This window comes from Roseobacter litoralis Och 149, assembly GCF_000154785.2.
Lineage (GTDB): Bacteria > Pseudomonadota > Alphaproteobacteria > Rhodobacterales > Rhodobacteraceae > Roseobacter > Roseobacter litoralis.
On sequence record NC_015730.1, the window covers coordinates 4,237,110 to 4,256,957 of the forward strand.

General features: G+C 56.9%; 22 protein-coding genes. 18 read left to right on the top strand and 4 right to left on the bottom strand.

Going from position 1 to position 19,848, the window contains the following annotated elements:
* The first annotated feature begins 5 nt into the window (after positions 1 to 5).
* From RLO149_RS20330 to RLO149_RS20360, 7 genes are all read left to right on the top strand, one after another.
* Positions 6 to 563 carry a CoA pyrophosphatase gene (locus tag RLO149_RS20330; protein WP_013963965.1) on the top strand — a complete coding sequence of 186 codons (558 nt, stop codon included), beginning with the start codon at positions 6 to 8 and terminating at the stop codon, positions 561 to 563.
* Positions 542 to 1,720 carry a CCA tRNA nucleotidyltransferase gene (locus RLO149_RS20335; protein WP_013963966.1) on the top strand — a complete coding sequence of 393 codons (1,179 nt, stop codon included), beginning with the start codon at positions 542 to 544 and terminating at the stop codon, positions 1,718 to 1,720. Before RLO149_RS20330 ends, RLO149_RS20335 begins: the two co-directional genes overlap by 22 nt.
* A 170-nt stretch (positions 1,721 to 1,890) precedes the next feature.
* A complete protein-coding gene (locus RLO149_RS20340; RefSeq protein WP_013963967.1) occupies positions 1,891 to 3,729 on the top strand; it encodes an ABC transporter ATP-binding protein in 1,839 nt (612 codons plus the stop codon).
* Entirely contained in the window at positions 3,726 to 5,558 is a 1,833-nt protein-coding gene (locus RLO149_RS20345) for an ABC transporter ATP-binding protein (protein WP_013963968.1), read from the top strand. The genes RLO149_RS20340 and RLO149_RS20345 overlap by 4 nt, the downstream gene beginning before the upstream one ends.
* A 38-nt stretch (positions 5,559 to 5,596) precedes the next feature.
* Positions 5,597 to 6,823, top strand: a complete 1,227-nt coding sequence (locus tag RLO149_RS20350) for a class I SAM-dependent RNA methyltransferase (protein ID WP_013963969.1) — start codon at positions 5,597 to 5,599, stop codon at positions 6,821 to 6,823.
* A gap of 19 nt (positions 6,824 to 6,842) precedes the next feature.
* Positions 6,843 to 7,622 (top strand): ion transporter, encoded by a 780-nt coding sequence (locus tag RLO149_RS20355; RefSeq protein ID WP_013963970.1) that lies wholly within the window; start codon positions 6,843 to 6,845, stop codon positions 7,620 to 7,622.
* An 87-nt stretch (positions 7,623 to 7,709) separates the two neighbouring features.
* Positions 7,710 to 8,210 (top strand): L,D-transpeptidase family protein, encoded by a 501-nt coding sequence (locus RLO149_RS20360; RefSeq protein WP_013963971.1) that lies wholly within the window; start codon positions 7,710 to 7,712, stop codon positions 8,208 to 8,210.
* A 4-nt stretch (positions 8,211 to 8,214) separates the two neighbouring features.
* Here RLO149_RS20360 and dalA read toward each other — a convergent pair whose 3' ends face one another.
* The gene (gene dalA, locus RLO149_RS20365; protein ID WP_013963972.1) at positions 8,215 to 8,760 is read right to left on the bottom strand and encodes a divisome-associated lipoprotein DalA; all 546 of its coding nucleotides are present in this window, start codon (positions 8,758 to 8,760) and stop codon (positions 8,215 to 8,217) included.
* Positions 8,761 to 8,924: 164 nt separating this feature from the next.
* Between dalA and RLO149_RS20370 the strand changes: the two genes are divergently transcribed.
* Positions 8,925 to 9,536, top strand: a complete 612-nt coding sequence (locus RLO149_RS20370; RefSeq protein WP_013963973.1) for a L,D-transpeptidase — start codon at positions 8,925 to 8,927, stop codon at positions 9,534 to 9,536.
* A gap of 141 nt (positions 9,537 to 9,677) precedes the next feature.
* On the top strand, positions 9,678 to 9,854 hold the full coding sequence (locus RLO149_RS23975; RefSeq protein WP_044025465.1) for a hypothetical protein: 177 nt from the start codon (positions 9,678 to 9,680) through the stop codon (positions 9,852 to 9,854).
* Between the two features lie 66 nt (positions 9,855 to 9,920).
* On the opposite strand, the gene hemH is transcribed toward RLO149_RS23975, so the two are convergent.
* Together hemH and RLO149_RS20385 are read right to left on the bottom strand one after the other, a co-directional pair.
* The gene (gene hemH / locus RLO149_RS20380) at positions 9,921 to 11,000 is read right to left on the bottom strand and encodes a ferrochelatase (protein WP_013963974.1); all 1,080 of its coding nucleotides are present in this window, start codon (positions 10,998 to 11,000) and stop codon (positions 9,921 to 9,923) included.
* Between the two features lie 55 nt (positions 11,001 to 11,055).
* Entirely contained in the window at positions 11,056 to 11,874 is an 819-nt protein-coding gene (locus RLO149_RS20385) for a methyltransferase domain-containing protein (protein ID WP_013963975.1), read from the bottom strand.
* On the opposite strand from RLO149_RS20385, the gene RLO149_RS20390 reads away from it, so the two are divergent.
* The 4 genes from RLO149_RS20390 to RLO149_RS20405 are packed head-to-tail and all read left to right on the top strand — an operon-like array spanning position 11,873 to position 14,193.
* Positions 11,873 to 12,622, top strand: a complete 750-nt coding sequence (locus tag RLO149_RS20390) for a ComF family protein (RefSeq protein WP_044025466.1) — start codon at positions 11,873 to 11,875, stop codon at positions 12,620 to 12,622. The genes RLO149_RS20385 and RLO149_RS20390 overlap by 2 nt on opposite strands.
* A 39-nt stretch (positions 12,623 to 12,661) precedes the next feature.
* On the top strand, positions 12,662 to 12,919 hold the full coding sequence (gene grxC, locus RLO149_RS20395; protein ID WP_013963977.1) for a glutaredoxin 3: 258 nt from the start codon (positions 12,662 to 12,664) through the stop codon (positions 12,917 to 12,919).
* Positions 12,919 to 13,749 (top strand): carbon-nitrogen hydrolase family protein, encoded by an 831-nt coding sequence (locus RLO149_RS20400; RefSeq protein WP_013963978.1) that lies wholly within the window; start codon positions 12,919 to 12,921, stop codon positions 13,747 to 13,749. The genes grxC and RLO149_RS20400 overlap by 1 nt, the downstream gene beginning before the upstream one ends.
* Positions 13,750 to 14,193, top strand: a complete 444-nt coding sequence (locus RLO149_RS20405; protein WP_013963979.1) for a MarR family winged helix-turn-helix transcriptional regulator — start codon at positions 13,750 to 13,752, stop codon at positions 14,191 to 14,193. It abuts the gene before it with no gap.
* On the opposite strand, the gene ubiG is transcribed toward RLO149_RS20405, so the two are convergent.
* On the bottom strand, positions 14,190 to 14,936 hold the full coding sequence (gene ubiG, locus RLO149_RS20410; protein ID WP_013963980.1) for a bifunctional 2-polyprenyl-6-hydroxyphenol methylase/3-demethylubiquinol 3-O-methyltransferase UbiG: 747 nt from the start codon (positions 14,934 to 14,936) through the stop codon (positions 14,190 to 14,192). The genes RLO149_RS20405 and ubiG overlap by 4 nt on opposite strands.
* A 48-nt stretch (positions 14,937 to 14,984) precedes the next feature.
* On the opposite strand from ubiG, the gene pip reads away from it, so the two are divergent.
* The 5 genes from pip (at position 14,985) to RLO149_RS20435 (ending at position 19,840) form a co-directional block, all read left to right on the top strand.
* Entirely contained in the window at positions 14,985 to 15,956 is a 972-nt protein-coding gene (gene pip / locus RLO149_RS20415) for a prolyl aminopeptidase (RefSeq protein ID WP_013963981.1), read from the top strand.
* On the top strand, positions 15,953 to 16,846 hold the full coding sequence (locus tag RLO149_RS20420) for an ABC transporter substrate-binding protein (protein WP_013963982.1): 894 nt from the start codon (positions 15,953 to 15,955) through the stop codon (positions 16,844 to 16,846). Before pip ends, RLO149_RS20420 begins: the two co-directional genes overlap by 4 nt.
* 143 nt (positions 16,847 to 16,989) lie before the next feature.
* Positions 16,990 to 17,580, top strand: coding sequence for a ribosome maturation factor RimP (rimP, locus tag RLO149_RS20425; protein WP_013963983.1), 591 nt, complete (start codon positions 16,990 to 16,992; stop codon positions 17,578 to 17,580).
* Entirely contained in the window at positions 17,581 to 19,197 is a 1,617-nt protein-coding gene (nusA, locus tag RLO149_RS20430; protein WP_013963984.1) for a transcription termination factor NusA, read from the top strand. It begins immediately after the preceding gene.
* Positions 19,198 to 19,219: 22 nt separating this feature from the next.
* On the top strand, positions 19,220 to 19,840 hold the full coding sequence (locus RLO149_RS20435) for an RNA-binding protein (protein ID WP_013963985.1): 621 nt from the start codon (positions 19,220 to 19,222) through the stop codon (positions 19,838 to 19,840).
* Positions 19,841 to 19,848 lie beyond the last annotated feature (8 nt).

Genomic DNA, 19,848 nt, shown 5'->3' on the forward strand with positions numbered 1-19,848 from the left:
CTCTGATGCGCGCTGGGCGACCTTCGTCTGATTTTGATCTTAACCCGGATACCGTGCTGCCAGTGGGGCGGAAACTACGCCCCGCCGGGGTTCTGGTTGCGGTCTTTGAAGACCGAAAGGGTCTGCACCTCATCCTGACAAAGCGGTCTTCGGGGTTGAAACATCACCCCGGCCAGATTGCCTTTCCGGGGGGTAAACAGGATGAGGGGGACACCGATGTCACCGCCGCGGCACTACGGGAAGCCCATGAGGAGATCGGTTTACATCCGTCAAATGTAGAGGTTTTGGGTCAGTTGCCTGCACATGAAACGGTTACAGGTTTTATGGTGACGCCTGTAATCGGATACGTCCATACCGCGTTCGAGCAGCGTCCTGAACCCGGCGAAGTCGAAGAGATTTTCACGGTTCCGCTCAGCCATGTTCTGAACAAGGCCAACTTCGCCATTGAAGGCCGGATGTGGCGCGGCCAGCGGCGGTCTTACTTTGCGGTGCCGTTCGGGCCCTATTACATTTGGGGCGCAACTGCGCGTATGTTGCGGGCATGGACCGATCAGATGTCATAAACCTGCCGGCTGATACCGCTTGGCTGCATGACGCGGATGCGCAAGCTGTCTGCGCGGCTCTGTCGTCTGAGGGCGGTGCGGTCTACTTCGTGGGCGGCTGTGTGCGCGACGCACTGTTGGGGATTGCCGGATCCGATGTTGATCTTGCAACCGATCAGACGCCCGAAAACGTGATGCGTCTGGCCAATGCGGCGGGGCTCAGGGCGGTTCCCACGGGTCTGGATCATGGAACTGTGACCATCGTGAGCGGCGGCACAGGGTTTGAGGTCACGACCTTTCGGAGCGACACATCGACCGATGGGCGATATGCAGTCGTGTGTTTTTCAACCGATATTCGGGAAGATGCCCGTCGGCGGGATTTCACGATGAATGCCCTTTATGCCGCACCTGCTGGGCAGCTTGTGGACCCTCTGCACGGGATGCAAGACTGTCTGAACCGGCGCGTCAGATTTATCGAAGACCCGCAAAAACGTATCCGCGAAGACTATCTTAGGATCCTGCGGTTTTTCAGATTTCATGCGTGGTATGCGGATCCCGACGCTGGGTTTGACCCGGATGCGCTGGATGCAATTGCGCAAAATACCGCCAGACTGGCGCAACTTTCAGCTGAACGCATTGGCGCAGAAATGATGAAGCTTTTGCGCGCGCCCGACCCGGCGCCTTCGGTGGCAGTGATGCGGCAGACCGGGTGTCTTGGCATCGTTTTGCCGGGCAGCGATGACCAGTTTTTGGGGCCAGTTGTCCATCTTGAAGCCGCCATGGGCCATGGGCCTGATCCGGTATTGCGGCTTTCGGCCTTGGGGGGCGATACGGCAGAAGACTCCCTGAGGCTCAGCCGGGCAGAGGCGCGAAAACTAAAGCAACTTCAGGCGTTTGGCTTTGGCCCCATGTCACTCGCTGAGATTGCCTATCGTGAAAACGCTGATCTTGCGCGCGGCGCGGCGATCTTGCGCGCGGCTTTTGCCAGCCAGCCTGTGCCAGCCTCAACACTGGATGAGATTTCCAAGGGGGCTGATGCAAAATTTCCCGTCAAGGCGGCAGATCTGATGCCGACCTACCAGGGCAAGGCGCTGGGTGACCGGGTGCGCCTGTTGGAACAGCAATGGATTGCATCGGGTTTTTCGCTGACGCGCGATGCGTTGCTCGCTTTGGAGTGAGGCACTCGACAACCGCCCTGATTTTCTGCTACGCCGTTCACACCACAACGGAGGAATACGAAATGTATCGCGGGATCTGGGACAGCTAAGCTTGTCATAACCCTATCCTGCCGGACTTGCCGCAACGGCGTCCGGACATTTCGTACATCTTGAATCCAAGGCCTCCGCCCATGTTCCGTTATTTCGAAAACCTTATCGACCCCTATGCTGATTATGTGGAAACCGATCAGCCGCCCGCAAAACTCTGGCCCTTTTTGTGGAGTTTCGCCGGGCAGTTTCGCAAACTTTTTTTCGTGGCGGGGTTTATGTCGATCATCGTCGCCGGGATCGAGGTCGGGCTGATCTATTATATGGGCCGCGTCGTTGATCTGATGAACGGCGATCCGGCCGTTTTCTGGGCGACGCATGCGACGGAATTGATCCTTGTGTCGCTGTTCATCCTGTTCTTGCGCCCTGCAATACAGGCGCTGGATGTTCTGGTTTTGAACAACGCTATCCTGCCCAACTTTGGAAACCTGATGCGGTGGCGTAATCATCGCCACGTTTTGCGGCAATCTGTTGGCTGGTTCGAAAATGATTTTGCGGGCCGGATTGCAAACCGGATGATGCAGGCGCCGTCCGCCGCAGGCGAGGTCGTATTTCAGATCTTTGATGCGCTGTCGTTTTCGCTGGCGTATTTTCTGGGTGCCGCCATCCTGCTGAGCACCGCTGACCCGCGGCTTTTGATCCCGCTGTTGGGATGGTTTGTACTATATGGTGCGTTGGTGCGCTGGACGGTTTTGCGCGTGGGGCCTGCGTCTGAAGCTGCATCAAATGCCCGTTCCAAGCTGACGGGGCGGTTGGTGGATGCCTATACCAACATCCATTCGGTCAAGATGTTTGCCCATCACGAACGCGAAATTGATTATGCCCGCGAGGCGATCGAAGAGACCCGCGTCACATTCCAGAAAGAAATGCGCATTTTCACCAAGATGGATGTGGTTCTGGTCATACTGAATGGTGTGTTGATCATCGGCGTTGTCGGCTGGGCGATGTTGTTGTGGGTGCAGGGAACGGCCAGCGTTGGTGTGGTCGCGGCGGCCACGGCGCTGACGCTTCGGCTGAATGCGATGACGGGTTGGATCATGTGGGCGCTGACCAGCTTTTTCCGGGAATTGGGCGTGGTGGCTGAGGGGATGCAGACCATCGCGCAGCCCATAACGCTCACCGATAATGCCGCTGCAAAACCGCTGCACCTGACCTCGGGTGAGATTTCGATCGAAGGGTTAAGCCACCATTACGGGCGCACCAGCGGTGGTCTGGACAGGATTGATCTGACCATTCGTCGCGGCGAAAAGGTCGGGTTGATCGGTCGATCTGGTGCCGGTAAATCCACCTTGGTCAAATTGCTGCTGCGCTTTTATGACGTCGAAGCGGGCAGGATCACCATTGATGGGCAGGATATCAGCACGGTCCGGCAAGACAGTCTGCGTCTGGCCATTGGTATGGTGCAGCAGGACAGCTCGCTTTTGCATCGTTCTGTGCGGGACAACCTGCTTTATGGCAGGGCGGGTGCAGGCGAAGATGAGATGATTGCGGCGGCCAAACAGGCACAGGCGCATGAGTTCATCCTCGACCTTGAGGATCCCGAAGGTCGTCGTGGATATGACGCGCATGTCGGTGAGCGGGGCGTCAAACTGTCAGGGGGGCAGCGTCAGCGTATCACGCTGGCACGGGTCATTCTGAAAGACGCGCCGATCCTGTTGCTGGACGAGGCGACCTCCGCGCTCGACAGCGAAGTCGAAGCCGCCATTCAGGATACGCTCTATGGCATGATGGAAGGTAAAACCGTCATTGCGATTGCGCACCGCCTCTCCACCATCGCCAAGATGGACCGGATTCTGGTGATGGATAAGGGGCGAATTGTCGAAGATGGCAGCCATGACGCGCTTTTGTCCAAAGGCGGGCTATATGCAGATTTCTGGGCCCGCCAGTCAGGTGGATTTCTGAGTGTTGAGGAAAACGTGTGAATATTGGAGGCTGGATAGACGCGTTTCGCCGTGCCGAGGGACCCCCGCCGCAGTCGCTTGGGCCGTTTATGCGCTGGTGCCTGTCAGGATCGTGGCCTGCATTGTGGTTGGCCACCATATTCTCGGCATTGGCCGGCGCGATGGAGGTCGGCACGGCCCTGATTCTCGGGCTGGTCATTGACGCCACGGCGAATTCCACGCCGGATCAGTTTTATTCCGGTGACAACCTGCCTGTCGTGGTCGGCGCTGTGGCCTTCTTCCTGCTGGCGCGTCCTGTTCTATATGGTCTGTCGTCGGCCACGAACTCCATCGTTGTGATGCCGAATGTGAACCCGCTGGTGTTGTCGCGTTTGCACAGGTGGACTTTGGGCCAGACGGTCGGGTTTTTTGACAATGATTTTGCAGGGCGGATTGCGCAGAAACAGATGCAGGCGGCGCGGGCGGTTACGGATGTGGTGTCTGAACTGATCAATGTCGTGGCCTTTGCGCTGGCGGCCCTGATCGGTTCTGTTGCGTTGCTTTTTGCAATCGACTGGCGTGTCGCACTTTGCTTTGCGGTTTGGCTCGTTGTCTATTTCGCGCTGATCAACTGGTTCCTGCCCCGCATCCGTGAGCGTTCGGCGCGGCGTGCTGGTGCGCGGGCCATGGTGTCCGGGCAGATCGTCGATACCATTACCAATATCAAAATGGTCAAGCTTTTTGCCCATGCCGAGTACGAAGACCGGGCCGCTTTGGGCGCGATGCAGACGTTCCGCGAACGCGCCCTTGCGTTCGGGTATCTTTCAGCAGGGTTCCGCTTTGCGCTCATGTCGCTGGCGGGGCTTTTACCTGTATTGCTGATCGGCGGGACGATCACGCTGTGGCAGGCAGGGCAGGCCACACAAGGCGATATCGTTGCGGCGGGTGCCGTGGCGATCCGCATTGCGCAAATGACCGGGTGGGTCAGCTTCACGCTGATGCAGATTTACTCCAACATCGGTGAAGTCGAAGACGGGATCAAAACGCTGACACCGCGCCAGCGTATTGAGGATAATGCCAGCGCTATGGCGCTTGAGGTGCCCGCCGGGCAGATCGAACTGCATGATCTGGGCTTTGCCTATGGGCGTCAAACGGGTGGTGTGCAGGGGATCAACCTGACCGTTCACCCAGGCGAGAAAATCGGCATTGTCGGGGCATCCGGGGTGGGTAAATCCACGCTCGTGGCACTTTTGTTGCGTCTTTATGATCCCGAAAAGGGCAAGATCACGATTGATGGCGCGGATATCACGCAGGTGACACAGGAAAGCTTGCGCAGAAATATCGGGATGGTCACGCAGGAAACGGCCATGTTCAACCGCTCTGCCATGGATAATATCCTCTATGGTCGACCCGATGCGACACGCGAAGAGGTGATTGCCGCGGCGCAAAAGGCCGAGGCACACGCCTTTATCCAGGACCTTGAGGATCATCGCGGACGCACGGGCTACGATGCCCATCTGGGCGAACGGGGCGTGAAACTGTCGGGCGGGCAACGCCAGCGGATTGCTTTGGCGCGCGCCATTCTCAAGGATGCGCCGATCCTTGTTCTGGACGAAGCGACAAGCGCCCTCGACAGTGAGGTCGAAGCGGCCATTCAATCCGCGCTGGAGCGGGTGATGGATGGTAAAACCGTTCTGGCCATTGCGCACAGGCTTTCCACGCTGACCGAAATGGACCGGATCATTGTAATGAAAGACGGCCAGATCGTGGAAGATGGCCGTCACGAGGTACTGCTGGCACAGCAAGGCCTCTATGCGCAGTACTGGGACCGGCAGTCGGGCGGGTTTATTCGCACGCAGGCGGCGGAGTAGGGCTGGCAGCGGCCCTCATTCAAACGTAAAGCAGTCCCATGACAGAACTTTTGATCAAACGCTTGGGGCTTCATGGGGATGGAATCGCCGAAGGCCCGGTCTATGTGCCGCGCGTTTTGCCCGGTGAAACGGTTGAGGGCCGTATCGACGGGCAGATGCTGCACGATGTCAAAGTGCTCCGGCCCTCAGATCGGCGCGTTGCCGCACCTTGTCCGCATTACAAATCCTGTGGTGGATGTCAGTTGCAACATGCGGATGATGCGTTTGTGGCCGATTGGAAGGTGGACGTCGTCCGTCAGGCGCTTTCCAGCCACAACCTTGAGACCGTTTTTCGCGAGATCGAAACATCACCGCCTAAATCGCGTCGCCGTGCTGGCTTTGCGGCGCGGCGCACGAAGAAGGGTGCCATGGTCGGGTTTCACGGGCGCGCCTCAGACACGATCATCCCGGTCGAACGCTGCGAGATTCTGGACCCGGGCGTTTTGCAGGGCGCGCGCATCGCAGAAGAGTTGGCGATCGCAGGCGCCAGTCGCAAAACCGCACTGGCGGTCAGCGTAACGCTGGGCAAATCCGGGCTGGATGTGGCGGCATCAAAAGGAAAGCCGCTGGATGGGCCGCTGCGCCAGCGTCTTGCCGCGATTTGCGAGGCAGAAGTCATTGCGCGACTGTCGTGGGACGACGAGATCGTCGCTGTGCGGACCCCGCCGCTTTACGAATTCGACCGTATCAGTGTTTCACCCCCGCCCGGCGCCTTCTTGCAGGCGACACTCCATGGGGAGGCGGCATTGCTGTCCGCCGTGCGCGAAATCACGCGCGGCGCGGGCAGGATCGTCGATCTGTTTGCCGGTTGCGGCACCTTTGCGTTGCCCTTAGCGCGCCACAGCGAAGTGCACGCGGTTGAAGGCGACGGCGACATGATCGCAGCGCTGGATGCGGGTTGGCGTCATGCGGATGGTTTGAAAAATGTCACAACAGAAACGCGCGATCTGTTCCGCCGCCCACTCGTGCCGATGGAGTTGACCAAGGTGGATGCGGTCGTGCTGGACCCACCGCGCGCAGGGGCCGAGGCGCAGGTGGTCGAGCTTGCCAAGGCTGATGTGCCGCGACTGGCCTATGTATCGTGCAATCCCGTGACATTCGCGCGCGATGCGGCCGTGTTATGTGCTGCCGGCTATGTGCTGGACTGGGTTCAGGTGGTGGATCAATTCCGCTGGTCCGCGCACGTAGAGCTTGCCGCGAGCTTTACCGCTGCACATATGCGGTAAGCGCATAAAGGAGAGCCCGATGGGTGTAAGAGAGCAACTTGATATCTGGCTGGACAATCGTTGGGTGACGAACCTCGTGATTGCCGTGATTATCTTCAACGCCATTCTTTTGGGGATGGAAACCTCGCCCGAGATCATGTCCGTGGCGGGCGATCTGATCATCATGCTGGACAAGGCCTGTCTTACCTTTTTCGTTGTCGAGATTTTCCTGAAACTGGTCGCACGCGGGCGGCGTTTTTTCAAAAGCGGCTGGAATATCTTTGATGTCCTGATTGTTGGCGCGGCCCTCGTTCCGGGATCGCAAACGATGTCGGTGCTGCGGGCCCTGCGTATCCTGCGGGTGCTGCGCGTTATTTCCGTCGCGCCCAGCCTGCGCCGCGTGGTTGAAGGGTTTGTGACGGCCCTGCCGGGTATGGGCAGTGTTTTCGTTCTGATGGCGATCATCTTTTACATCGGGTCGGTCATTTCAACGAAACTGTTTGCGGCCAGTTTTCCGCAATGGTTCGGGTCGCTGCCGCAAAGTGGATATACGCTTTTTCAGATCATGACGCTGGAAAGCTGGTCGATGGGAATCGTGCGCCCTGTGATGGAGGTTTATCCCTATGCCTGGATGTTTTTCATTCCCTTCATCATGATGACGACGTTTGCGGTCGTGAACCTGTTGGTGGGTTTGATCGTGAATTCCATGCAGGACGCGCACCAGCAAGAGGCGGGCGAGCAAACGGATGCCTACCGGGATGAGGTGCTTTCCCGATTGGTGGCGATTGAAAAGAAACTGAACGACAAGCCGCCGTCCTAACGTTTTTGTGACCTTGCTTAACGTCTTGGCCATGCTAAACGTTTAAAAAAGAGCAGAATGTCGGAACGACAAAACAGGACAGCAAAAATGCGTCGACGAGAGTTATTGATGGGGACAGCCGCGTTGCTGTCCTTGAGCGCCTGCGCGACAGGATCGAAATTTAAACGATACTCAGGCCCGGAAGTGACATTTGTTGTGGTGAACAAGGGTGCGCGACGGATGCATCTTTTGCACAACGAATCGCTGCTGAAAAGTTACGATATCCATCTTGGCTTTGCGCCGGTTGGACACAAACAGTTCGAAGGGGATGGTAAAACACCTGAGGGGCTGTATCGCATTGATCGCCGCAACCCGAACAGTGATTTCCATCTGTCGCTTGGCATTTCCTACCCCAATGTGAACGACTACGCGGCGGCCAAGGCGGTCGGGAAATCAGCGGGTGGTGACATTTTCATACATGGGCAGAAATCACCCTTTAGAAATGACGACCCTGATTGGACATGGGGATGTATCGCCGTCACGAATCCGGAAATGGAAGAAATCTACGCGATGGTCCAAAACGATACGCTGATCCAGTTGAATGCCTGACGTATCAGGTCCCGAGACCTGAAGAAGCACCTGAAGATTTGCCAAGGATCAAGGTCCACCAAATCTTGCCTTTGCTCTCCTGAAACCAGGCAAAACCCAGACGGTCTGCGTCGGGGGACAGAATAACGCGCCGGGTGTCGGGCTTTTCCATCCAGGCGGCAAGTGTTTCGATCTCGGTTTCATAGGTTTCCGAGATGTTTTCACCAACAAGCGTGCCGGAAAAACCAACCCGCTGCACACGATCAATCGGCGACGAGCCATCCGATCCAAAGTGCCATGGCCTGTTTTGCACGGACATATCCCGCGAATGTGTCGCCGCGGCTGCATTTAGTTGTGCATCGAGCGCTACAGGGGCCTGACCCGAGGCGGAGCGCAAGGCGTTCACCGCATCCAGCATTCGGAACTGAATATTCGCCGTATCACGGTCTTTGATTCGGTAAAGTTGCGGCAATGGTTTACCGTCAGAGCCCAACCGCGAGCTCGATGACGTCGGCGCACAGGCAGACAGAGCGACGGTCAACGCAATAAGCAGCGATATCAGGCGGATCATTCGGTTCTCCTCAAACGGTCGTGTTGCCACATATCGCGCAATCGGCGATATATCAAACGCACTCGCATCAAGCCGGTGTGATGACATCTCTTTGATTTGCGACTGAGGCATTCTGGCCATATTGTTGCGCAAACCCAGTATTACGAAATTTATGGAGACATCTAATGTCTGAACCGAACTTCAAGAAACCCGGACGCCGGGCATTTCTGGCAGGCAGTGCTGCTTTGCTGGCGTCTCCGGTGATCGCGCAGGATCTGGGATCGGTCAATTCCTCGGGCACCACACAGGGTGAGCGGGATCTGACGGAATCGGTGCGCCGCAATATATCGAGCTTTCGCACACTTGACTGGCAGCCTTATTTCTCAGACCTGAGAAAAGGCGCGATCCTTGTCGATATCGACAGCCGGGCGCTTCATTACTGGGCGGAGGGTGGCGATTTCTATAAACTCTATCCATCAAGCGTGCCGCTCTCCGAAGAGTTGACCCGTCGTGGACGCACCAAAATCGTGCGCAAGGTCGAGGGTCCAAGCTGGCGGCCCACGCCCTCCATGTTGGAACGCAACCCGGATTGGCCAGAATTTATTGGCCCGGGACCCGATAACCCCATGGGTACGCACGCTCTTTATCTGAGCTGGACCTACTACAGAATCCACGGAACGCATGACACCCGGAAAATCGGTCGGCAATCGTCCAATGGCTGCATCGGGCTTTTCAATGAACACATTGCTGAACTTTTCGAACTGTCTGAAGTCGGCACACAGGTGTTGCTAATTTGACGACATCTCGGCGGTTTGCGGCTAAAAAAGTGGAATCTGGTTTGCAAAAACAAACCTTTGGTGCTTTACAGTCAATCACGACGTAATACTTGGGCGTGTGCTATCGCTTTGCGTGGCATGCCTTTTCTGGAGGTTTAATACATGAAAAAACTCGTTCTCGCAGCGGCTTTCGCAGCAGCAGCATCGACAGCATTTGCTGGTTCTTTGGAAGAGCCAATTGTTGAAGCACCGGTCATCGTAGAAGAAACACAAGGTTCTTCCGCGGGTATCCTGCTTCCACTGCTCCTGCTCGTTATCGTTGCAGCAGCTGTTTCCTAATAGGAATTCAAGCTATTAAAAAAGGCGGTGCTTTTCAGCGCCGCCTTTTTTTATTGTCCGATATGATCAGTTTTGTGGCTCGATCCAACCTTTGAGGTTGTCTTCGATCGTGTTGCACAGCGCGGTTATATGCGCGTCATCATCGTTCAGGCAGGGAATATAGGTGAACTGTTCACCGCCCGCCTCTTCAAAGCTCTCTTTGATTTCTTCGTTGATCTCTTCAAGTGTCTCAATGCAGTCCGCCGAGAATGCGGGCGCGCAGACGGCGATGTTCTTTTTACCCGCTTCTGCCAGCCTTGCGACTTCCTCGACGGTATAGGGTTGCAACCATTCTTCGGGACCAAACTTGGACTGGAACGTCGTCGTGATCTCGGTATCCGCCCAGCCCAACCGCTCTTTGAGCAGTCGCGTCGTTTTCTGGCACTGGCAATGATAGGGGTCACCCTCCATCAGATAGCGGATCGGAACGCCGTGGTATGAACAGACCAGAATATCGGGTTTGGTCACCATCCCGGCGTAGGCTTTTTCAATCGACTGTGCCAGCGCCTCAATATAGTCGGGGCGATCGAAATAGGGATCGACCGTGCGGGTCGTCGGTTGCCATTTCTCATAGGTCAGCGAGCGGAAAAACTCATCATTTGCCGTGGCTGATGTCGCACCCGCATAGTGCGGGTAAAGCGGGAAAAACAGTATCTTACGGCATCCTGCTGCCGTCATCGCGGCAACTTTGGATCGGGTGGACGGATTGCCGTAACGCATGCAGAAATCAACCATGACTTCGTCGCCATGCCTCTTGGTCATCACCTCTTTGACCTTTTTGGTCTGGGCTTTTGTGATCGTCATCAACGGGCTTTCACCGTCTTCTTCGTTCCAGATAGATTTATACGCAGCGCCGCTGGAAAAGGGTCGCTTGGACAGAATGATCAACTGCAGCAACGGCTGCCAGATCCAGGGGCTATAATCGATAACGCGGCGGTCAGACAGGAACTCGTTGAGATACCGGCGCATCGACCAGTAGTCGTAATTGTCCGGCGTCCCAAGATTTGCCAGCAAAATGCCGATCTTGGGCTTGGCGACCTCCGGATGGTCGGTCGCTGCATGCGTGGGCCGTGCCATTGCCTTCACTGTGGAGCTGCTATCCAGCATGTTGTCTTCCTTGTCTACAGGCCATGACCGTCAGATAGACGGTTTTTGGCTCGGGTCAATCATGCAACGGCAGCTCTGGTACACTCAGGGCATCCGCAAGGCGTTGTTTTGCAGATCCCGGACGTAACGGCTTTTGCTGCGTGTCACTTGCAGCCCAGCCTGTCAAAAAGACCAGTTCAAACGTTGCATTGACCTGATCTGCCTCGGTTGCATAGTTTTCTGCATAAAGCGCTGCCGTTTGTTCAAAAAGCCTGCGCGGGGGGGCTAAACGTCGCCTTTGATCGAGCGCATTTGTCTCACCCATGTTTCGCAAATCATGCATCAGGTGAAACGCGTCGCGGTATTGTGCGCGAAGCGTCACGCTGTCAGCAACCGGCAGCGCGAATCCTGCCCGCTGCAACAGCGCACCCAGATCGCGGATTTCTCCCATTGGGACGACCCGTGGTGACAACCCCCCGGTAAGGGCAATTTCCGCCTCGCTGAGACAACTGCGCAGTTCTTGCAGGGTTTGTCCGCCCAATGTGGCTGCAATCATCAGCCCGTCGGGTTTCAGGCTCCGCCGACACTGGATCAGCTGACCGACAGGATCATTCGCCCAGTGCAGCGACATGGCGTGGATGACCAGATCATGCGCGCCGACCTCAAGGTCCAGCGTCTCACTGTCCGGTACAATGAGCGCCTTGGGCATATGTTTCTGCCAGACATCGGGAAAAGGCGTGACAACGGCAGGTGCCGTAAACGCCCTATTAACCAAGGACAGTCGATCCTGCACTTCGTCCGCTGCCGATTCTTGCAAAAACAATTCCTCCGGCACAGCGCGTGCGCGGTGGCGTTTAAGAGCCTGCGTGTCGGTTAGTTTTGTGTGTTTGGTCATGAAAGGATCAATTAAGGTGTCGCAGCTAGGTTTTCAAACGGCAGTTTCACTTGTGTACCCTCCCCGGTGTCTGGGATGCGGTGGACAGGTCGAAAGCGATTTCGGTCTTTGTGGCAGCTGTTGGCGGGATACACCATTTATCGGCGGGTCGATCTGCGACAGTTGCGGGACGCCTTTGCCGGGCGATAACCATGACGACTGCCTTAAATGCGATGACTGCATGATCACACCTAGATCATGGACGAAGGGACGTGCAGCGCTTTTGTATAAAGACAATGCGCGGCGCATGGTGCTTGCGCTCAAACACGGCGACCGTCAGGAAATAGCCGAGCCTGCCGCGCTCTGGATGTCGCGCGCGATTGAAGACCTGCCGTTGGAAAATATGCTGGTTGCCCCGATTCCATTGCATTGGATGCGCCTTTTGAAGCGTCGCTATAACCAATCCGCGTTACTGGCGCAGGCCCTTGCCCGGCATGCCGGCTTGCCTGTCTGTCCCGACCTTTTGCAACGACAGCGGCGCACGCAGCCCATGGACGGCATGACCAAAGAAGTCAGGTTCACCTCGGTCAAGGGTGCTATCCGCGCGCATCCAAAAAGACGCCACCGGTTGGCGGGCCGACCGATCCTGTTGGTGGATGATGTCTTTACCTCTGGGGCCACTCTGTCATCGGCCACAGATGCCTGTCTTGCCGCCGGATCAGGCCCGGTTTACGTCGTCACCCTAGCGCGCGTGATAAAAAATACCTAAATGCCTTGTCAGCACCTGTGTTGAACAAGGATCGGTTAAATGAAAAACGTGGAAATCTATACCTCCCCCCTCTGTGGCTTTTGTCATGCGGCCAAGCGGCTGCTGTCGCAAAAGGGAATCACCTTTGCCGAGGTTGATGTTCTGGCGGACCCGGGCCGCAAGCCGGAAATGGTGCAGCGCGCCAACGGCAGCCGTACGGTCCCGCAAATCTTTGTGGGTGATCTCCATGTCGGTGGCTGTGATGACCTTTATGCGCTTGAGCGTGCTGGCAAGCTGGATCAGTTGCTGGCCGCGTAATGAAAACCGCCTTGTTACAGCTTAGTGTTTCGGATGATCCGGCAGAAAACCTCCCGGTCACGTTGGGGTACCTGCGGCAGGCCGCTGCTGAGGGCGCACAGTTCATACTCACGCCTGAAGTTACGAATTGTCTGTCCACAAGCCGGTCGCATCAGCGTGAGGTCTTGTCGCATGAGGCGGACGATCTGACCCTGCAAGCAATGCAACAAGAGGCGCGCGCGCTGGGTGTTTGGATTCTCATCGGGTCGCTGGCGTTAAAGACCGGGGATGCGGATGGGCGCTTTGCGAACCGGTCCTTCATGATCGACCCCCAGGGGGCCATTGTGGCGCGGTACGATAAAATACATATGTTCGATGTGCAGGTCACGCCCGAAGAAACCTATCGCGAATCGGATGGGTATCGGCCGGGGCAACATGCCGTGACCGCGCAAACAGAGTTTGCGACGATAGGCATGACCGTTTGTTATGATGTGCGTTTTTCGGCGCTGCATTCAGCGCTGGCGCGCGCAGGTGCGGACATCCTGACCGTGCCTGCCGCGTTTTCCCCGGTAACTGGTGCGGCGCATTGGCATGCGTTGCTGCGCGCGCGCGCGATTGAGACCGGATGCTATGTTCTGGCGCCCGCACAAACCGGCACACATCCCAGCAAACAGCACAAGACGCGGGCCACCTACGGCCATTCGCTGGTGGTTGGCCCATGGGGAGATGTGCAATTGGACGCAGGTACGCAACCGGGCGTTTACATGACCGATCTGCATATGGAACAAGTAGGGTCAGCGCGGGCGAGAATTCCAAGCCTTGCGAATGCGCGCCTTTTCGATGGTCCCTGAATGAATGACGACAAAAACGCCCTTGCGATAGCTCTTTTTACCGAAGTTATGGCGGCTGATCAGCTCGTGCGCGCCCGCCTCAGCCGCGTGTTGCCCAAGGGGATGGAAATCTCGCATTTCTCGGTGTTGAATCACCTGGCGTGGATCGCGGATGAACGCACCCCGGCGCAACTTGCCGAGACACTGCATGTGACGCGGGGCGCTATGACCAACACCTTGGGCAAGCTGGAGTGGGCAGGTTACGTGCACATTCGCCCCGATTGGGATGACGCACGGCGCAAACTTGTCGCCATCAGCCCCGCAGGGCGTCAGGCGCGCGACTATGCGGTCGGGACTGTCACGCCTGTGATCACTCAGATGGTCGATAAAATGGGCGCAGAACAGGTGCGCGGTGCGATACCCATTCTGCGCGAGATGCGCATGCTACTCGGGGATGAGAGCTAGGCGGGCTTGATGCTTGCCGTCACGTAGTTCACGCTCAGATCCCGATCCGACAGCTTCCACGACCATGTGATCGGGTTAAACACAAAACCTTTGCGGTCAACGGGGTCCATTCCCGCCTGACGCAAAAGGTCATATAGCTCATCAGGGGTGATGAACTTGGACCACTCATGTGTGCCTTTGGGCAGCCAGCGCATCACATGTTCAGCCCCGATGATGGCCATCACATAGGATTTCGGATTCCGGTTCAGTGTCGAACAGACCTGCAACCCACCGCGTTTAAGAAGCTGACGACAGGCGATCAGGTAGTCGATGGGGGAGGCCACATGCTCCACCACCTCCATATTGAGGACCACGTCGAATTGCTCTCCCGCCGCGGCGAGCGCTTCTGCGGTGGTGTGACGATAATCAATGGTCAGGCCTGACCGCTCAGCATGCACGCGCGCGACCGGGATGTTGCGTTCTGCCGCATCTGCGCCAACGACATCCGCCCCGAGACGCGCCATGGGTTCAGCCAGCAGACCGCCCCCGCAACCGATGTCGAGGATACGCAATCCTTTGAACGGCTCTGACGTGGCCAGATCCCGGTCAAATTCACCCGCAATCTGCGCGGTAATATAATCCAACCGGCACGGGTTCAGCATGTGCAGTGGTTTGAATTTCCCGTTTTCGTCCCACCATTCAGCCGCCATTGCCTCAAATTTAGCAATTTCAGACGGATCAACAGTTGTTTGTGGCGCTTGCATTCTCGGCTCCATATGATCATGTATCTTTCCGTACTATATAGGCCCCTAATGGATAAATTCTCGGACCAAAAGCGCGCAGTGCAATACCTGTACCCCCCGGTTGATCCTTTCGATCAGCGGATGCTGGATGTTGGTCAGGGACATCGCGTCTATGTTGAGCAATGTGGCAACCCCACGGGCATACCGGTGATCGTGTTGCATGGGGGGCCCGGTGGCGGATGCAGCCCGGCAATGCGGCGCTATTTTGACCCTTCAATTTTTCGCGTCATCCTGTTTGATCAACGCGGGTGCGGTCGCTCACGGCCCCATGCCAGCGTAACGCATAACACCACATGGCATCTTGTCGATGACATCGAATTGATTCGGCGCGCGCTGGATATCGATGACTGGATCGTGTTTGGCGGCAGCTGGGGCGCAACGCTGTCGCTGATCTATGCAGAAACGCACCCGGATCGCGCGCGTCATCTGGTCTTGCGCGGCGTTTTCCTGATGACCCAGGCCGAGCTTGACTGGTTCTATGGCGGCGGCGCGGGCAAGTTCTGGCCAGAGGTTTGGGCGCGGTTCACCGGACCCATCCCCGAAGACGAGCGGGGCGATCTGATCGAAGCCTACCGCCGCCGGTTGTTTTCCGGCGACATGCCGCAGGAAACGCGCTTTGCCAAGGCTTGGTCGTCGTGGGAAAACGCGCTGGCATCAATCCATTCTTCGGGATCAACGGGGGACAGTCCCGGTGAATATGCCCGCGCTTTCGCCCGGCTCGAGAATCACTATTTTTCGAACGCTGGCTTTCTGGACTTTGACGGGCAGATTCTGGCGAATGTCGGTCGGATTGCACATATTCCCGGCGTCATTGTTCAGGGTCGCTATGATATGATCTGCCCACCCGAAAGCGCCTATCGCCTCGCTGAGGCTTGGGACAATTGCGAATTGAAGATCGTTCGCAATGCAGGTCATGCGCTTTCGGAACCGGGGATCAGCGCCGAACTCGTGCGCACCATGGACAGGATTGGCGGTCGATGACACGGCGCTCACATATGGACCGGCGGGCGCTTTTTGCCACGGGTGCTGCTGCGGCTTTGCTGGCGGCGACCGGTGTGTCTGCGCAGGCAAGTCCGGCGCGGCGCGGTCGGTTGCGCGCTGCCCTGTCAGGTGCGCGCCGCACAGATAGTTTTGACGCACGACAAGACCACGGTCTGTTCATGCAGGTGGCCATGGTGGGTGCCGTGTTTGACACCCTGACCGAAGTTGCTGCTGACGGAACGCTTCATGGCGAGTTGTCGACCGCTTGGGAAGGGGATGCGCGCGCGCAGGTCTGGACCCTTACCTTGCGTGAGAATGTCGATTTTCATGACGGGACGCGGTTTTCGGCACAGGATGTGGTCGCATCCTTTGATCTGCACCGTCAGACGTTGCTTGCGGATGTCGCAAGGGTGTCAGTTCTTGATGCGCAACGTGTTTTGGTCGAATTGCACGAAGGTGATCCGCATTTCCCTTACCGGCTATCCGATCCACGGCTGGTTATTTATCCGGCCGGGAACATGGCAGTGGCGATGTCGGATGGAATCGGCACGGGCCTGTACAGGGTTCAGCGCTTTCAGCCCGGGCGGCATTTTCTCGGTCAGCGGGTGGCGCAGCATTATAAAGACGGGCGTGCCGGATGGTTTGATACGGTCGAGCTTGTTGCGCTTTCCTCAAGTGCCGTGCGGGCAGAAGCGTTGAGAGACAACTACGTGGATGCTGCGGAGCTGTCGGACACCTCGGATTTGGCGGACCTGTCCGGTATCACGCTTTTGCCGGAAACGGTTTCAATGACGGCCGCTGTTTCAGAGCGGCTTGCCTTGCCTCATCATACCGGATCGCGCTGGCCGTTGGATAATTTACGCGCTGCTGAGCGTTGGTGGATGGCCTGAGACGATCAGGGGTTGCAGTGACTGCACACCGGGTCTATATGGATTTCAACAGTGGCGCTCTCGGGTCCAAACCGAAAGCCCAACCGGAATTTCGAACGGGCCCTGCGCCCGTTTTTTTGTGCTTGAAGCAAAACGAAAGACATATGAACAACGACCTGATTGCAAAAGCTGCCATAGATCGCCGCATGGCCGAGATCATCACCCCGGTGATCGAGGACATGGGGTTCGAACTGGTGCGCGTGCGTCTGATGTCCGGCAAGTCGACCATTTTGCAGATCATGGCGGATAAGCCCGATGGCGGGATCGAGGTGGACGACTGCGCCGAGATCAGCCAGGCGGTGAGTGCGGTGCTCGACGTGGAGGACCCGATCCTTGATGAATACACGCTTGAGGTTTCAAGCCCGGGAATCGACCGGCCCCTGACGCGGCTCAAAGACTTTGAGATGTTCGAAGGATACGAGGCTAAGATCGAAACCGGCGAAATGATTGATGGCCGCCGACGGTTTAAAGGCGCACTTGCCGGCGTTGAGAATGATGAGGTTCTGATCAATGTCGAAGAAGGCACGATCGGCCTGAAATTTGACTGGCTCAGTGATGCCAAACTGGTGCTCACGGACGACCTGATCAAAGAAATGTTGCGCCAGCGTAAGGCTGCCGGTGCATTTGATGAGACAAATTTCGACGAGGTTTCTACCGAGCTAGAGACCGATACGCCTGCTGAGGGAGACCAATAAATGGCGATTACATCCGCAAACCAGCTTGAGCTTTTGCAAACCGCTGAGGCCGTGGCACGAGAGAAAATGATCGACCCCGGTCTGGTCGTCGAAGCGATGGAAGAATCGCTCGCCCGTGCTGCGAAGTCTCGCTACGGCGCGGAAATGGACATTCGGGTGCATATTGATCGCAAGACAGGCAAGGCGACCTTTACCCGCGTGCGGACAGTGGTCGAAGATGAGCTGCTGGAAAACTATCAGGCTGAGTTCACCGTCGAGCAGGCCAAGCAGTACATGGAAAACCCTGAGGTCGGTCAGCAACTGATCGAAGAAGTCCCCCCGGTTGAAATGGGCCGAATCGCCGCGCAATCCGCCAAACAGGTGATCTTGCAGAAAGTTCGTGAAGCCGAACGGGATCGCCAGTTCGAAGAGTTCAAAGACCGCGCCGGCAGCATCATCAACGGTCTCGTTAAGCGCGAAGAATACGGCAATGTCATCGTGGATGTGGGGGCTGGTGAAGCGATCCTGCGTCGCAATGAAAAGATTGGCCGCGAATCGTATCGTCCGAACGACCGTATCCGGGTCTACATCAAAGACGTGCGCCGCGAGCAGCGTGGCCCGCAGATTTTCCTCAGCCGCACGGCACCGGAATTCATGGCCGAGCTGTTCAAAATGGAAGTGCCTGAGATTTACGACGGCATCATCGAGATCAAAGCCGTTGCCCGTGACCCGGGATCGCGCGCCAAGATCGCCGTGATTTCTTATGACAACTCCATCGACCCTGTTGGCGCCTGTGTGGGTATGCGCGGATCGCGCGTTCAGGCGGTGGTAAATGAACTGCAAGGCGAAAAAATCGACATCATTCCATGGAATGAAGACCAGCCGACGTTCCTTGTGAACGCGCTGCAGCCAGCCGAAGTGTCCAAAGTTGTTCTGGACGAAGAAGCGGGCAAGATCGAAGTTGTTGTCCCCGAAGAGCAGTTGAGCCTCGCCATTGGGCGGCGTGGTCAAAACGTGCGTCTGGCGTCTCAGCTGACCGGCCTCGACATCGACATCATGACCGAAGAGCAGGAAAGCGCGCGCCGTCAGGCCGAGTTTGAACTGCGCACGCAACTCTTTGTCGACAATCTGGATCTGGACGAATTCTTTGCCCAGCTGCTCGTGTCCGAAGGTTTCACCAGCCTCGAAGAAGTCGCCTATGTCGAAGTGGATGAGCTGCTGGTGATCGACGGGGTCGATGCGGATACAGCAAATGAACTGCAGGCCCGGGCGCGCGATGTGCTTGAGGCGCAGAATAAAGCTGCAATTGAAAGCGCACGCGCCTTGGGAGTTGAAGACAGCCTGATTGAATTTGAGGGCCTGACGCCCCAAATGATTGAAGCACTGGCCAAGGATGATGTGAAAACGCTTGAAGACTTTGCAACCTGCGCGGACTGGGAACTGGCAGGCGGTTGGACCACGGTCGATGGAGAACGGTCAAAAGACGACGGTGTTCTGGAGCCATTCGAAATGACTCTGGAAGAGGCACAGGACCTGATCATGACCGCTCGTGTCATGTTGGGCTGGGTTGATCCGGCAGATCTTGAGCCCGACGAAGAAGTGTCGGAAGACGCTGAAGCGGAGGAAGCCGAGGTCTGATTTCAGGCCTCGGTGGCACCTGATGGGTCGCGGTGGCGCTCCCAAAGACCGCGGTGACGGTCCCGACCGCAAGTGCATTGCCACAGGCGAGGTGCAGCCTAAATATGGGCTTGTGCGTTTTGTGGTTGGGCCGGATTCGGATGTCGTGCCTGATATTCTTGGCAAACTGCCGGGGCGTGGTATGTATGTCTCTGCGGATCGTGCTTCGTTGGAGAAGGCCGTCAGCAAAGGTCTCTTCTCGCGCTCCGCGAAACAACCCGTTAAAGTGGCCGAAACACTTGTGGACGAGGTTGAAACGCAATTGGCACGTCGTGTTGTCGATTTGATATCGCTTCAGCGCAAGGCGGGCCGGGCCGTTGCCGGGTTTGAAAAGGTAAAAAACTGGCTGCAAATGGAAGAGGCAGAAGTGCTTATCCAGGCAGTTGACGGCTCAGGCCGTGGGAAATCGAAACTAAGCACGCCGCATTACGGGTCATATATTGGCTGGTTGACGGCAGACGAATTGGGTTTGGCATTTGGGCGCCAAACTGTGATACATGGGGCGCTCGCCTCTGGTGGACTCACGCAACGTGTTGTAGAGGAAGCCCAACGACTTAAAGGCGTGCGCGTAAAAGAGGATGGCAGGGGCCATCCGAAAGGATAGACGAGCTA